We start from the raw sequence: 13,954 nt of genomic DNA on the forward strand, positions 1-13,954 counted from the left end.
CCTTCTTTACTTCACCCGCTCACCGGTGAACGGGTTCCAGCCCACCGCGGCCAGGACCGTCCAGGCCGTCACCGCCAAGTGGGGGCGGCGGTAGTAGCGGAAATCGTCCGTGGTGCTGTCCGGCCCGATGGCGAGGCCGGTGGTGATGCTGTCTTCGCGCGTCGCCCAGACATGGCCGCCGCGGCTGACCTCCTTGCCGACCTCGGCCAGAAGCCGCTGTGCCTCATCGGACCGGCCCAGGAGGCGGTAGACCAGCGCGGCCTGGGCCGTGCCCTCCACCCACATGCCGTCGCGGTCGTCGTTGAAGTCGAAACCGCCGTCGACCCCGTGGGCCTTCTCCGCATAATCCAGTGCCGCCCGCCACGCCTCCGGCGCGCCGCGCAGCAGCAGCGGCCAGAGCTGGGCGTCCAGACCGGACGTGGCCCGGTTGACCGTCACCCCGTCCGGCGCTGTGCCGGTGGGGAAATGCCCGCCGCCGTCCGCCCACATGCGGTCGAGGAAGCCGCGCGCCGCCTTCTCCGGCCCGGCCCAGTCGCCGGCCGTGCCGCTGCGCTCCAGCCAGCCGAACAGGGCGACGAGGTCGGTGTTGTGCTCCGTCGCCTTCCAGGTCAGGGCCTGCGGCTTGTCGTCGAAGCCCTGGACGCCACCGTTGAAGCCGCCCGGCCCGCGCGGGTCGGCGGTGTTGGCCACCACCCAGCGGGCCAGTTCCGCGGCGCCGTTGCGGAAGCGATCCTCGCCCGTCGCCTCGCCCAGAGTCATCAGGGCCAGCCCCGCCCAGGCGACGTTGCCGGTGGCGGAGCCGACCTGATAGGCGTCCTCGAACCAGCGGTTGGCGGTGACGTCCCACCAGCCGTTGGGCGGGATCGGCTTCTGGGTCTGGGCGCCGGCGCGGTAGGTGTTGCGCAGCCGCCCCTGGCGCCGCGCCCGGTCCAGCGTGGCGGCGGAGAGCAGCGATTCGCCGATGCGCAGCGCCGGCTCCGTCTTGCCGCAGGCCACCAGGGCGATGACGGCCAGCGCGTTGTCGTAGGTGAAGGCGGCCTCGCGCAGCGGCAGCTCCGACGTCTGGCCGACGCCGAAGCTGCTGTCGTAGCTGCGCAGGAACACCGGGCCGGAGCCGGAAATCTCCGCCACCCGCGACACCAGCGTGCCGCAGGTCTTCCCGGCCAGCGCCGCCGCGCCATCCTCGGCCCGTGCGGCGTTGGACGCGACCCCGGAGGCCACCAGGGTGCCGACACCGGCGGCGAGCAGCCACGCGGCCAGACGGCTTTTTCGCTTCATCGAAGACACTCCCATTCCGGTCCCGGCGCCGCTCAGCCTTCGAAGGCGCGGACGGACTGGCGCTGCTCGCCCAGCCCTTCGACGCCTAGGCGCATGGTCTGGCCGGGCTGGAGCCAGGGATGGTTCGGTCCTCGCCCCAGCGCCACGCCCTGCGGGGTGCCGGTGGCGATGACGTCGCCCGGCAGCAGGGTCATGAAGCGGCTGATGTAGGACACGATCTCGGCGACGCCGAAGATCATGTCGGCGGTCGTGCTGTCCTGCATCGGCTGGCCATCGACTTCCAGCCACAGGCGCAGCGCCTGCGGGTCGGGCACCTCGTCGCGGGTGACCATCCAAGGGCCGATCGGGCAGAAGCTGTCGGCGCTCTTGCCCTTCACCCACTGGCCGGTGCTCTCGGTCTGGAAGGCGCGCTCCGACACGTCGTTGAGGACGCAATAGCCGGCGATGTGGTCGAAGGCGTCGGCCTGATCGACGTAGCGGGCGGTGCGCCCGATGACGATGCCGAGTTCGACCTCCCAGTCGAGTTTGGTGGCACCCCGCGGCATCTGGACCGGGTCGTTGGGGCCGCAGATGGCGGTGGTCGCCTTCATGAACAGCACCGGCTCCACCGGCTCGGGCAGGCCGGATTCGGCGGCGTGGGCACGGTAGTTCAGCCCGACGCAGACCACCTTGGACACCCCGGTGACGCAGGGGCCGAGCCGGGTCCCGTCCGGCACCTGGGCCAGCCGGTCGGTGTCGAGCGTGCGCAGATGGGCCAGACCGTCTTCGGTCAGGGTGGCCGGGCCGATGTCCGACACCACGCCCGACAGGTCGCGGATCACGCCGTTGCGGTCCAGAAGGCCCGGACGCTCATAGCCCGGCGGGCCGAATCGCAGAAGTTTCATCAGGCTAAACCCTTCCCGTTCCCGAAGGTTGAGCCGCGCCTCTCCTCCGGTGAGTGCTGTCCGGTCCCGGCCGAAGCCGGAAAGGGGCTGTTCCGTCGCGGTCCGGTCTGGTGTACCCTTTTTTCAGCCCATGGGGAAACCAGACGGGAGGCGGATATGCCGGTGTGGCGCCGTTACCTCGTGAAGGAGTCGACCGGGCGGCTGGTCGAGCTGCCGAGCCGCCAGTACGACCGCGCCGACGACGGCACGGCCCCGATCCCCGACTACGCCGGTCGTTGCGTTGAACTGGTGTCGGCGGTGCTGGTCGGCAAGCAGGGCGCCACGCCCACGGTGACCGAGGTCGCTTTCACCAAGCTGTATTTCGACCAGTCGGGATTCGTGGACGCCGCCAAGCGGGAGCGGATGATCCGCCTGATGCTGGAAAGCTGCGCCGACCGGCGCGGCCGCAAGCCCGCCCGGCGGACGGGGTGTACCGACTGCAACGCCCTGGCGGAGCGCGCCGACGCCGCGCGCAGCGAGCTGATGCGCGACTTCGAATGGGCCCCGGCGCCGGCGGAGGTCACCGCCGCGCTGTTCGTCCTGGGACCGCCCCACAGCGCAGCGCCGTTGCACTGACACCCACTTTTGCCCGCCTCCTCCTCGAAAAGTCACATCCACCAGCCTCTTCCCCCGTGTGCGGCCGCCCCCATATGGCTTCTGGCACAGGAGGAGGAGCCCCGATGCATCGCCGCGCCACCATCCGCCGTTCGCTGCTTGCCCGGCCCAAGTTTGACAAGCCCACGCTTGCCCGTGTCCGGCAACTGGCACTGATCGGCACGGGGTGGAGCCTGATCGGTCTGGGCGCGTTGATGTCGCCGTTGCCGGGACCATTCGGCTTTCCGGTGGCCCTTGCCGGTGGGGTGATCCTGCTGCGCAACTCGGCGGACGCCCGCCGCCTGTTCGTTCGGCTGAAACGTCGTCATCCCCGGCTGCTCGGCCCCGTCGAGCGTATCCGCGTGAAGCTGCGCCATCGTCGCAACGCGGCCAAGGCCAAGGCAGCCGCCACCGCCTGACGGGACTGCACGGTCGTTGGTCGAGCCGTCGTTCTTCCCGTGATCAGTTTTGAACGGACCTGCGCGCGTCTGTCGGTGGGCAACCGCGAAGCGCCCACCGGGATCCGGTCCGTAGCCCGCGGTCAGGCCCGTTTGCGGGCAGCGGGCTTTTCGTCGCTGTCCCCATCGGATTTCGCGGCGTCAGCCTGCGCGGTGTCGGCCTTTTTGGCAGCCGCCTTCTTCGGAGCGGCCTTCTTCACCGCGTCCTTCTTGGCCGGCTCCTTCTTCGTCGCCGTCGCCTTGGCCTTGGTCGCCTTCTCGGCCTTGGCGGGCGCTTCGGCGCCGTCCGCGGCGGGTTCGGTCTCCTTCGGGGCCTTGCCCTTCTTGGCGGCGTCCTTGGCGGCCTTGGCCTCCAGAAGCTCCAGCGCCTGCTCCAGCGTCACGCTGTCCGCTTCCGTGCCCTTGGGGATGGAGGCGTAGACGGAGCCATGCTTGACATAAGGACCGAAGCGGCCGGACCCGGTGGTGACCGGCTTGCCGGTCTTCGGATGGTCGCCCAGCGTCTTGGCGGGCGCGGACGCCTTCTTGGCGGCGCCGGCCAGCAGGTCGACCGCGCGGTTGATGCCAATGGTCAGCACGTCGTCGTCGGGCGTCAGCGACTTGTAGACGCTGCCGTGCTTCAGGTAGGGGCCGAAGCGCCCGATGCCGGCGCTGATGTCCTCGCCCGTTTCGGGATGGTTGCCGATGCTGCGCGGCAGAGCGAGCAGCTTCAGCGCCGTGTCGAGGTCCACGTCGGCGGCGGCCATGCCCTTGGGCAGGGAGACGCGCTTGGGCTTCGGTTCCTCGGTTTTGACCTTCTTCTTGCCCTTGGTCTTTTTGCCATCGGCGGGCGCCTCCTCAACCACCGCCTCGGCCGGGGCGGCGGCCACCGGGGGCGGGCCGAGCTGAATGTAGGCGCCGTAGGGGCCGCGCCGCACGGTGACCGGCAGGCTGGTTTCCGGGTCGTTGCCCAGCTCGCGCGGGCCTTCCTGCGCCTCGCCGTTCTCGTCGTTGGCGACGGCGAGCGGGCGGGTGTAGCGGCATTCCGGGTAGCGCGAGCAGCCGATGAAGGCGCCCATCTTGCCGAGCTTCAGGCCGAGCCGGCCCTGGCTGCACACCGGGCAGACGCGCGGGTCGTGGCCCGGCGTGTCGCTGTCGGCGTTGGTCGGGAAGAAATGGGGACCCAGCTCCTCATCCAGCGTGGTCAGGACCTGGGTGATGGTCAGGTCCTTGGTCCCGTCCACCGCGACGTGGAAGGCGCGCCAGAAGTCGCGCAGCACGGTCTTCCAGTCGATCCGACCGTCGGAGATCTCGTCGAGCTTGTTCTCCAGGTCGGCGGTGAAGTTGTACTCCACGTACCGGTTGAAGAAATTCTTCAGGAAGGCGGTGACCAGACGGCCGCGGTCTTCCGGAATGAAGCGCCGCTTGTCCAGCCGCACGTAATTGCGGTCCTGGAGCACCTGGAGGATGGAGGCGTAGGTGGACGGGCGGCCGATGCCCAGCTCTTCCAGCTTCTTGACCAGGCTCGCCTCGGTGTAGCGGGGCGGCGGCTGGGTGAAATGCTGTTCCGGGCTGATGTCGCCGCGGGCAAGGGCGTCGCCCTGCTCCATGGCGGGCAGGCGGCGCTCCTGGTCGTCGTCGGCGGCGCCGTCGTCGCGGTCCTCCTGGTAGACCTTGAGGAAGCCGTCGAACACGACGACCGAGCCGGTGGCGCGCAGTACGACGTCCTTGGACGGCGAGGTGATGTCCACCGCCACCTGATCCAGCACCGCGCTTTCCATCTGGCTGGCCAGCGTGCGCTTCCAGATCAGCTCGTACAGCCGCAGCTCGTCGCCTTCCAGGTAGGAGGCGACCTCCTCCGGGCGGCGGAACAGGTCGGTCGGGCGGATGGCCTCGTGCGCTTCCTGGGCGTTCTTGGCGGCGGTCTTGTAGACGCGCGGCTGCGCCGGTACGTAGCGCTCGCCCCAATGGGAACCGATCAGGTTGCGGGCGCCCTCGATGGCCTCCTGCGACAGGCTGACGCCGTCGGTTCGCATGTAGGTGATCAGGCCGACCGTCTCGCCGCCGATGTCCACGCCCTCGTACAGCCGCTGCGCGGTGCGCATGGTGCGGGTGGCGCCGAAGCCCAGCTTGCGCGAGGCCTCCTGCTGGAGGGTCGAGGTGGTGAAGGGCGGGGAGGGGTTGCGGCGGCTCTGCTTGCGCTCCACCGTCGCGACCGAGAAGGCCTGCGGGCTGATGCGCGCCACCGCGGCCTCGGCGGCCTCGCGGGCGGGCAAGGCGAACTTGTCGAGCCGCTTGCCGTCGAGCTGGGTGAGCTGGGCCGTGAAGGAGGCACCGCCCGGCGTGGCGAAGCCCACCTCGATGGTCCAGTATTCCTGCGGCTTGAAGACCTCGATCTCCGACTCGCGCTCGCAGATCAGGCGCAGCGCCACCGACTGCACGCGGCCCGCCGAGCGCGAGCCCGGCAGCTTGCGCCACAGCACCGGCGACAGGGTGAAGCCCACCAGATAGTCGAGGGCGCGGCGGGCCAGATAGGCGTCCACCAGCTCCCGCGAGACGTCGCGCGGGGCCTCCAGCGCGGCCTGTACGGCGGTCTTGGTGATTTCGTTGAAGGTGATGCGCTGGACCTTGGAGTCGTCGATCAGCCGCTTTTCGCGCAGCAGCTCCGACAAATGCCAGGCGATGGCTTCCCCTTCGCGATCCGGGTCGGTTGCGAGATAGACGCGTTCGGCCCCTTTGACCGCCTTGGCGATCTCGTCGATGTGGCGCTTGGAGCGGTCGCCCAGCTCCCAGTCCATGGCGAAGTCCTCGTCCGGACGCACCGATCCGTCGCGCGCCGGAAGGTCGCGCACATGGCCGAAGCTGGCGACCACGGTGTAATCCGAGCCAAGGTATTTGTTGATGGTCTTCGCCTTGGCCGGCGATTCGACGATGACGACGTTGCTGCCCGGCAAGAGTCCGCGCCCCTGAAAGTGCCTATCCCATACACCGGCGGTGCGGATCGGGATCAGATCAGGTTCACCTGATTCCCAGGCTGGCGCTGGACACGGCCCGCAAGCTCAAGTTCCAGCACCACGGTCAACACCACCGGAGCGGACAATTGGCACCCGCGGACGAGTTCGTCAATGGCAACCGGTGTGTGGCCGAGGTTTTCCAGGATGATGGCGCGCGCCGATTCAAGCTCCGCCTCGGACGGAACGGCGGGGCGGGCCTGGGCGAACAGGTCGCCTTGGCGCTCCCGCAGGGTCGTCGGCGACAGGTTGTCCAGCGCCCGCAGCACGTCGTCCACCCCCTCCACCAAGGCCGCCCCCTGACGCAGAAGATTGTTGGTGCCCTGACAGCGTGGGTCGAGCGGGGAGCCGGGAACCGCCATCACCTCCCGTCCCTGTTCCAGCGCCATGCGCGCGGTGATGAGGGAGCCGGAACGCAGCGCCGCCTCCACCACCAGAACCCCCAGTGACAGGCCAGAAATCAGCCGGTTACGGCGCGGGAAATGGCGGGCCTGCGGCGTGGTGCCGACCGGGCTTTCCGCCACGATCACACCCTGCTGCACTATGTCGCGGTAGAGTTTCTCGTTCTCCGGCGGGTAGACGACGTCGGCACCGCCCGCCACCACCGCCGCGGTTCCGCTGGCGAGCGCCCCGGCGTGGGCCGCCGTGTCGATCCCGCGCGCCAATCCGGAAACGACCAGCAGCCCGGCCTCCCCCAGTTCCCGCGCCAGCCGTTCGGCGAATTTCTTGCCGTTCATCGAGGCGTTGCGCGCCCCGACCAGAGCCACCGCGCGCCGTTGCAGCAGATGCGGATGGCCGAGGACCGACACCGCCGGGGGCGCGTCGTCCAGCGCCGCCATGGGTTCCGGATAGTCGGGCTCGCAGGAGCAGATCAGGCGGGCGCCGATGCGGTCGTTGGCGGCCAATTCGCGTTCGATGTCCGCCTTCGGCGCGATGCGCAGCGGCTTGGTCCGCCCGCCGCGCTTGGCGAGGTCGGGCAGCGCCTCCAGCGCGGCGCCGGCGCTGCCGAACCGGTCCAGCAGGCGGTGGAAGGTGATCGGCCCGACATTCTCGGTTCGAATGAGTCGGAGCCAGTCGAACCGCTCGGCGGCGGACAGGGTGCGGCGCGGTTGAATCATGCGCCATGTCATACAACCGACGGCGGGGTGCGATCAACACGCAAACGTGTGTGTCGGCGCTCTTCTCAAGGACTCGACAGAGCGGTCATTTGCGCCAGAAGCCGAAGAGCCCCTTCTTCTTCGGAGGGGCCTCCGGTTCGGGCTCCGGCTCCGGCTCCGGCTCCGGCTCGTCGTCGAAGGAGAAGGGATCGTCTTCGGCGTCGGCCTTTTCGGTTCCGGCCGGCTCGGTTTCGGCCTTGGACTCGTCCGGATCGTCGTCCGTGTCGAAGGAGAACGGGTCCTCGTCCGGCTCCGCATCCGTCCTGGCGGGTGCGTCCTCGGCGGTCTCCTCCGTTTCGTCATCGTCGAAGCTGAAGGGATCGTCGTCGTCATCAGCGCTGTCGACCGAGTCGGTCGCTTTGGCCGTTTCGTCTTCGGTCTTCTCCTCCGTGTCGTCGGTGTCGAAGCTGAAGGGATCGCTGCCGTCTTCGTCCTCGTCATCATCGAAGTTGAAGGCGTTGGCGTCACTCCCGCCCGCTTCGTCGTCCTTGCCCTCGTCCTCATCATCGTCGTCGAAGCTGAAGGCGGAGAAATCCGAGGATTCCTCCTCATCATCCTCGTCGCCACTGCCGAGGGCCGTGGCGGCAACGGCGACCGCGCTCGCCCCGCTCTGGCCACGGTGCATCTCCGCCTTGAAGCGCTCAAGCTCCTCGCGGAAGCGATCCTCGGCTTCGCTCCAGCGCTGGCGCTCCTGGTCGAGGGTGGCGAGCAGTTCCTTTTCCCGAACGCGGGCGGCGGCGCGTTCCGTGTCGAGCGCCTGGATCAACTCCTCCTGGCGCTGGAGAAGTGACTCGTGCCGCGTCTCCATCGCGTCGATGACCTCGCGCACGTACTGCTCGAAGGCGCGGAACTGAAGCGCCAGAACGTCCTCGTCGGCGTTGGCGGCCGCTGCGATGGCCGCCGCCTTCGCGGCCTTGGTCGCCTTGGCCGTCCGCGTCCCGCCGGGTGCCGGCGGCGGCGGGGAGGGCGTGGCGACGGCGGCGGATGTGCGCGGACCGCTGGGCGTGGCGCCGTCACCCCCAAGCCAGCGCGACACCAGGATGTAGGAGACTTGCAACTCCTCCGCGATGCGGCGGTAGCTCCAGCCCTGGGCGCGCAGCCGTTCGGCCATGCGCTGGCGGTCCGGCTCCTCGCTGGGCGTCGCCGGGCGCGTGGGCAGGGAGGATGTCGGGCCGATCCCCTCGGTGGGGGTCGCGACGACGATCACATCCTTCAGTTTCTGGTCGGCCATCGGGTCTCCGCCGTCCTGCGCGCAGGGCGTTCCTTACCGCGATGTTGGCCGCGTTCGGGGTGCGCTGTCGATCCGGGACGGGTCCCGGTTGAAGCAGTCTGGGCGGGAAACCCGCCGGACCGGGCCAATTCGCGCCGGTCCGGCCCGGTCAGCTCATTTCCTGGATGTGCTCGACATAGCCGGACAGGGCGGCGATCCCCTGCTCGGTCAGTTCGATGAAGACGCGGCGGCCGTCCTTCTCGTCAGCGATCCGGCGCACCAGCCCGCGGTCGTGCAGTTCGGTGATCCGCCGCAGCGCCGTGGTCTGGGCCACACCGGAGGCCATGCACAGCGACGACACGGAAATCCGCCGCCCGCGCAGATGGTTGGCCATCAGATCGAGCAGCATGTCCCAACAGGGGTCCTCGAACAGCCCCTTCGGGAAATACTTGTCGCGGGCGACGCGGGATTGCTGGAGGGTTCTCAGCACCGCCAGCCGCCGGTTCTCCCCCGCCGCGGTGGGCGTGGGCGATGGGGAGGCCGGTGCGGGGGCAGCGACCGGAGCGGCCAGCGTCGGCTGGCCCTCGCGCAGCGCCTTCACCGCTTCGATGAGGGCGAGGCCGTGGCGGTAGGCGTCCTCCAGCGCCCCATGCAACTCGCCGTTGCCGGCGGGTGCGGACGGGGCGGGGGCGGGCAGTGTGGCCGCCGCCTGCTGGGCGGCCAAAGCGCGGGCGAGCGCGCCGTGGAGCTGGCTGCCGTCCTGCGGGTCGCTGACGAAATCCGCCGCGCGCAGATGCATGGCGCGGACGACGTCCGCCGCGGTGGCGTTCGGCGCGACGACGATGACCTGGAGATGCCGCTGCACGCTCTTGCGCATCCGCTCGACCAGGGCCAACCCGTCGAAATGGGGCAGAGCCAGTTCCACCGCCACGATGCCGATGCTGCCGTCCGTCTCCAGCGTGTCGAGCGCCGCGATGGGGTCGTGGGTGACATGGATGCGGTGGCCGTTACGTTCGAAGGCGTCGTGCATGCCGATGCCCAGCGCGCGGTCCGCGCAGGCGATCAGGATGGACGTCGCCGAAACATGAAGGCCGGCGCTGGTTTGGACCGGGCGCACCGGCCATGCCAAGGGTCGCTCCAACTCGATCCGCATCGAAGCCCTTCCCCCGTTGGGTGCATGGAATGCTGTGCTTAAGGATTACCACGCAAAGCAAACCATCATGGATGCAATCATGGTCCAAAATAGAGCGATCGATAAATGCCTCAAAATTCCATAAAAATTCGACGGATTAGGCGGAACGGCATAAGACGGCTGAGCTGTGCCGTTGTCTATTCTTGGTTTGATAAGTCAAATTCAATGGATTGCCCTTTTCGGTTGCGGTGCGGTGGGCGAAGGTGCGCGTCAGGCGGGGTCGGGCCGGAGCGGAGGCATGTCGTCGGGGTCTTCTCCAGACTGGACCCGTCTTGGAAACGGCGGCGCGCGTGATGCGCGTAAGGTTGCCGCATCCCTTGCCGGCACCGGACCCATGCGCCTGACCCTGACGACCAAGATCATATTGCTGCTCCAGGTGGCGCTCTGCTTCGCGCTGCTCTCCACCGCGGCGCTCTCCTACCTGAAGATGGAGCGCATGGTGGAGGACACCGTGGCCTCCCGCTTCACCGTCGCCCTGCGCGGGCTGGTGGGGGAGGTCGAAGGCGCCGTCAGTCTTGGCGTGTCCATCACCGCCCTGCGCAATCTGGACGCGCTGATCCAGCGCGCGATGGCGCGGGACGACCGCATCACCGGTCTGGTCCTGTTCACCGACACGGGCGAGGTGCTGGCCGCGGCGGGCCGCGGCGGGCCGGTCGGAACGATCCCCGCCGGCTGGAAGGCGGCCTTCGCCCGCGACGGCAAGTCCGACCGGGTGGCCGCCGTCGCCGACGGCGACAGCCAGGCGCTTCTGCTCGGCATCCGCAACGCCTTCGGCGGCGTGGCCGGCGGCGTCGCCCTGACCTATTCGCTGGGCGAGGTGCAGGCGGGCATCCGCGGCACCATTCCGGACCTGCTGCTGTCCGGCGGCATCAATCTGCTGACCGGGCTTCTCGTCACCATGGTCGCGGTCTGGCTGCTGCTGCGCCCGATCCAGCGGCGGCTGCGCGAGATGACCGCCAGCATCAACATGCTGGGCATGGGCGAGCCGCCCAACCTGACCCCGGAGCTGGCGGCCTTCGCCCCCGGCCTGAAGGACTTCGCCGACCGCATCCTGGAACAGCAGCAGCACGGCGCGGAGGAGGACCATCCCCAGCCCGCCGGTCCGGCGGCGGAGTCTGCGCGCCCGGCGGGAGTCACGCCATGAAGCTGTCCTTCATCCGCCGCCTGAACTGGATGCTGACGGGCGTCGTGTCCGTCCTGATGCTGGTCAGCCTCGCCGTCCAGACCAACCACGTCAACACGCTGTTCCGCCCGCTGATCGAGCCGGAACTGGCCCGCAAGGCCGAGGTCGTCGGGTCCTACGTGGTGGCGCAGATCGACCGCGCGGTGGCGCTGGGGTTCGAGCTGGACAAGCTGGTCGGGGTGGAGGAGCTGCTCTCCGACGCGCTGGCCGCCAACCCGGACGTCAAGTATCTGGCGCTGGAGATCGGCGGGCGCCTCCATGCCTTCTCCGGGACCGAGGAGGCGCGGTCCGGCACCCGCCTGATCGTCGCCGACGCCCCGCCGGAAGGCGAGTCCCCGCAATTCCTCGACACCGTCCTGCCGCTGGAGGGGAACGGGGAGGCGCGGCTGCATGTCGGCGTCGATTCCGGCTATGTCCGCTCGGCCATGAACGAGGTGGTGTTCGACCTCGGCTCCGTGCTGATCGTCGCCATCCTGCTGAACATCGAGATCCTGCTGCTGGTCGTCGGCTCCTCCGTCGCCGCACCGCTGCGCCGGGTGACGGCGGTGATGAAGCAGGCCGCCGACGGGCATCTCGGGGTGCGCGTCGCCCTGCGCAACCGCGACGAGGTGGGCGAGCTGTCGCGCGCCGTCGACTGGGCGCTGGACAGCGTGCAGCACAAGGCCGATATGACCGCCTCCGAGCCGGCGATGACCAAGATCGGCATGATGCAGCGGGTGGTGGAGCTGCGCTTCGCCATCTTCATCTTCTCCCTGGCGGAGGAGCTGACCCGCACCTTCCTGTCCGTCTACATCAAGCAGCTGTTCGAACCGGTGCCCGGCCTTTCGATGGAGATGGTCATCGGCGCGCCCATCGCCTTGTTCATGCTGCTCTGGGCGGTCAGCCAGCCGATCGCCGGCAGCGTGTCGGAACGGCGCGGGCGGCGGGCCGTGTTCCTTGGCGGGGCGCTGCTCTCCTTCGTCGGTCTGGTCGGCTCCGGCCTCGCCACCGACCTCATCCAGCTCATCGTCGCGCGCTGCCTGACCGCCGTCGGCTACGCCAGCGTCTTCATCGCCGCGCAGGGTTTCGTCATCGACGCCACCGACCCCAAGCAGCGCGCGCAGGCCATCGCCATGTACGCCGGCGGCATCCTCAGCGCCGGCGTCTGCGGCCCGGCCATCGGCGGCGTGATCGCCGGGCAGGTGGGCTTCCGCACGACCTTCCTGATCTCCGCCGGGCTGGCGCTGCTGGCCGCCTTCATGGCGTGGCAGGTGCTGCCGCGGGTGCGCGGGGCCCAGGCCAAATCCAGCCGCGGCCTGCGTCTGGCCGACGCCGTGCTGTGCCTGCGCAACCCGCGCTTCGTCGGGCTGGCCGTCTTCAGCGCGGTTCCGGCCAAGCTGGGGCTGACGGCGCTTCTGTTCTTCCTGCTGCCGCTGGCGCTGGACGACCAGGGGGTCAGCCAGTCCTGGATCGGGCGCGTGCTGCTGCTCTACTGGCTGCTGATGATCGTGGTATCGCCGATGGCGGCGAAGCTGTCGGACCGCTCGGGCCAACGCATCGGCTTCCTGGTGGTGGGCGGGCTGGTCGCCGCCGGGGCGGCCTGGGTGCTGTCGATGCCGGGGTCGCTCGGCACGGCGCTGGCCGGGGTCGCCCTGCTGGGGGTGGCGCACGCCATGCTCGGCGCGCCGCAGCTCGCCATGCTCGCCGATGTCTGCGTCAAGGAGCGGGCGGCGCTGGGCGAGACCACGGTGATCGGCATGTTCCGCCTGATCGAGCGGCTCGGCTCCGTCGTCGCCCCCTTCCTGGCCGGGCTGTTCCTGGCCCATTACGGCTACGCCGGGGCGCTGAAGGGCATCGGCGCGGTCCTGGCGGCCTGCGTCGCCGTGCAGCTTCTGCTGAGCACCCTGTTCCGTCCGCGCCCGCCCGCCGACTTCCCGCAGAGGACCCCCGCATGAGCCTGTCCCGCCGCACCGTCCTGACGGGAGCCCTCACCGCCGGAGCGCTGGCGGCCGGCGGCCTTCCGGCCTTCGCGCAGACGGCCAGGACCTTCAGCTCCGCCAAGCCGGCGCGCATCGTCGTGCTGTCCCCGCGCAAGGATGTGGGCGACGTGCTGGGCCTGCGCGACTTCATCGCGTCGAGCGGCCTGTCCGCCACGGTGGAGGTGCGCGAGGTGCCGCAGGCCTCCGCCATGCCGACGCTGCTGCCGGAGATCCGGGCGTCCAAGCCCGATCTGGTGGTGACGGTTTTCACGCCGCTGACTCTGGCGACGGTCGGGCGCTACGACGATCCCGACCCGTCGCGCTTCCTGACCGACGTGCCGGTGGTCTTCACCTCGGTCACCGATCCGGTGGCCTCGCGCGTCGTGCGCGCGCTCGACCGTCCGGGGCGCGCGGTCACCGGCACGCGGCACATCGCGCCGGTCGCGGTGCAGATGAAGACGATGCTGTCCTACCGGCGCTGGAAGAAGATCGCCGCGGTCTACAACCCGGCCGAGGACAACATGGTCGTCGCCGTGCGCGACCTGAAGGAGGAGGCCGCCCGCCAGGGGGTGGAGATCCACGACGCCGCGCTGCCGCGCGACGCCTCCGGCGCGCCGGTCGCCGCCGCCATCCCCGACCTGATCGCCGACGCGGCGCGCGCCGGGTCGGAGCTGGTCTACATCGGGCCGGACACGCTGGTCGCCTCCAACAACAACGCGGTGGTGGCGGAGCAGGCGCTGGCCCACCGGCTGGCCACCTTCTGCTCCACCGAACTCCCGATCCGCCGGGCCAACCTGCTGATGGGGCTGGTCAGCCCGGCGGTCAACGTCGGGCGCTTCGCCGGGCTGAAGGCGGTGGAGATCCTGACCGGGGCCAAGCCCGCCGATGGCATCCCGGTGGAGACGCTGAACCGCTTCTCCCTGCTGCTGCGCATCGGGGCGGCCAAGCAACTGGACCTCTACCCGCCGATGCGCCTGCTCAACATCGCCGAAATCGTGCAGGACGCCTGAC

Annotated in this window: 11 protein-coding genes; 5 read left to right on the forward strand and 6 right to left on the reverse strand. The window is 69.7% G+C overall.

Annotated elements, in window-relative coordinates; all coding sequences use genetic code 11:
* Nucleotides 1-6 precede the first annotated feature (6 nt).
* On the reverse strand, nucleotides 7-1,278 hold the full coding sequence (locus H1Q64_RS14880; RefSeq protein WP_237905953.1) for a hypothetical protein: 1,272 nt from the start codon (nucleotides 1,276-1,278) through the stop codon (nucleotides 7-9).
* 32 nt (nucleotides 1,279-1,310) lie between these two features.
* On the reverse strand, nucleotides 1,311-2,162 hold the full coding sequence (locus H1Q64_RS14885; RefSeq protein ID WP_237905954.1) for a fumarylacetoacetate hydrolase family protein: 852 nt from the start codon (nucleotides 2,160-2,162) through the stop codon (nucleotides 1,311-1,313).
* 156 nt (nucleotides 2,163-2,318) lie between these two features.
* Between H1Q64_RS14885 and H1Q64_RS14890 the strand changes: the two genes are divergently transcribed.
* On the forward strand, nucleotides 2,319-2,777 hold the full coding sequence (locus H1Q64_RS14890) for a hypothetical protein (protein ID WP_237905955.1): 459 nt from the start codon (nucleotides 2,319-2,321) through the stop codon (nucleotides 2,775-2,777).
* Nucleotides 2,778-2,881: 104 nt separating this feature from the next.
* Nucleotides 2,882-3,214, forward strand: a complete 333-nt coding sequence (locus H1Q64_RS14895) for a hypothetical protein (RefSeq protein WP_237905956.1) — start codon at nucleotides 2,882-2,884, stop codon at nucleotides 3,212-3,214.
* A gap of 122 nt (nucleotides 3,215-3,336) precedes the next feature.
* On the opposite strand, the gene topA is transcribed toward H1Q64_RS14895, so the two are convergent.
* The 4 genes from topA to H1Q64_RS14915 form a co-directional block, all read right to left on the reverse strand.
* Entirely contained in the window at nucleotides 3,337-6,186 is a 2,850-nt protein-coding gene (gene topA, locus H1Q64_RS14900; RefSeq protein ID WP_237905957.1) for a type I DNA topoisomerase, read from the reverse strand.
* Nucleotides 6,187-6,239: 53 nt separating this feature from the next.
* On the reverse strand, nucleotides 6,240-7,361 hold the full coding sequence (dprA, locus tag H1Q64_RS14905; RefSeq protein WP_237905958.1) for a DNA-processing protein DprA: 1,122 nt from the start codon (nucleotides 7,359-7,361) through the stop codon (nucleotides 6,240-6,242).
* Nucleotides 7,362-7,446: 85 nt separating this feature from the next.
* On the reverse strand, nucleotides 7,447-8,631 hold the full coding sequence (locus H1Q64_RS14910; protein ID WP_237905959.1) for a helix-turn-helix domain-containing protein: 1,185 nt from the start codon (nucleotides 8,629-8,631) through the stop codon (nucleotides 7,447-7,449).
* 148 nt (nucleotides 8,632-8,779) lie between these two features.
* A complete protein-coding gene (locus tag H1Q64_RS14915; RefSeq protein ID WP_237905960.1) occupies nucleotides 8,780-9,763 on the reverse strand; it encodes a response regulator transcription factor in 984 nt (327 codons plus the stop codon).
* Nucleotides 9,764-10,136: 373 nt separating this feature from the next.
* Here H1Q64_RS14915 and H1Q64_RS14920 point away from each other — a divergent pair, with 373 nt between their 5' ends.
* The 3 genes from H1Q64_RS14920 to H1Q64_RS14930 are packed head-to-tail and all read left to right on the forward strand — an operon-like array spanning nucleotide 10,137 to nucleotide 13,953.
* The gene (locus H1Q64_RS14920; RefSeq protein ID WP_237905961.1) at nucleotides 10,137-10,946 is read left to right on the forward strand and encodes a hypothetical protein; all 810 of its coding nucleotides are present in this window, start codon (nucleotides 10,137-10,139) and stop codon (nucleotides 10,944-10,946) included.
* Nucleotides 10,943-12,919: an MFS transporter gene (locus tag H1Q64_RS14925; RefSeq protein WP_237905962.1), complete on the forward strand. Its 1,977-nt coding sequence runs from the start codon at nucleotides 10,943-10,945 to the stop codon at nucleotides 12,917-12,919. The genes H1Q64_RS14920 and H1Q64_RS14925 overlap by 4 nt, the downstream gene beginning before the upstream one ends.
* Entirely contained in the window at nucleotides 12,916-13,953 is a 1,038-nt protein-coding gene (locus tag H1Q64_RS14930) for an ABC transporter substrate binding protein (protein WP_237905963.1), read from the forward strand. Before H1Q64_RS14925 ends, H1Q64_RS14930 begins: the two co-directional genes overlap by 4 nt.
* Nucleotide 13,954: the final 1 nt, after the last annotated feature.

The sequence above is a fragment of the Azospirillum brasilense genome (assembly GCF_022023855.1).
Taxonomy (GTDB): domain Bacteria; phylum Pseudomonadota; class Alphaproteobacteria; order Azospirillales; family Azospirillaceae; genus Azospirillum; species Azospirillum brasilense_F.

What these genes read in the sequence shown, in the direction of transcription:
- dprA (WP_237905958.1), bottom strand. Translation starts at nt 7,361, where the DNA reads ATGATTCAACCGCGCCGCACCCTGTCCGCCGCCGAGCGGTTCGACTGG.
- H1Q64_RS14915 (WP_237905960.1), bottom strand. Translation starts at nt 9,763, where the DNA reads ATGCGGATCGAGTTGGAGCGACCCTTGGCATGGCCGGTGCGCCCGGTC.
- H1Q64_RS14925 (WP_237905962.1), top strand. Translation starts at nt 10,943, where the DNA reads ATGAAGCTGTCCTTCATCCGCCGCCTGAACTGGATGCTGACGGGCGTC.
- H1Q64_RS14910 (WP_237905959.1), bottom strand. Translation starts at nt 8,631, where the DNA reads ATGGCCGACCAGAAACTGAAGGATGTGATCGTCGTCGCGACCCCCACC.
- H1Q64_RS14880 (WP_237905953.1), bottom strand. Translation starts at nt 1,278, where the DNA reads ATGAAGCGAAAAAGCCGTCTGGCCGCGTGGCTGCTCGCCGCCGGTGTC.
- H1Q64_RS14890 (WP_237905955.1), top strand. Translation starts at nt 2,319, where the DNA reads ATGCCGGTGTGGCGCCGTTACCTCGTGAAGGAGTCGACCGGGCGGCTG.
- H1Q64_RS14885 (WP_237905954.1), bottom strand. Translation starts at nt 2,162, where the DNA reads ATGAAACTTCTGCGATTCGGCCCGCCGGGCTATGAGCGTCCGGGCCTT.
- H1Q64_RS14920 (WP_237905961.1), top strand. Translation starts at nt 10,137, where the DNA reads ATGCGCCTGACCCTGACGACCAAGATCATATTGCTGCTCCAGGTGGCG.
- H1Q64_RS14930 (WP_237905963.1), top strand. Translation starts at nt 12,916, where the DNA reads ATGAGCCTGTCCCGCCGCACCGTCCTGACGGGAGCCCTCACCGCCGGA.
- H1Q64_RS14895 (WP_237905956.1), top strand. Translation starts at nt 2,882, where the DNA reads ATGCATCGCCGCGCCACCATCCGCCGTTCGCTGCTTGCCCGGCCCAAG.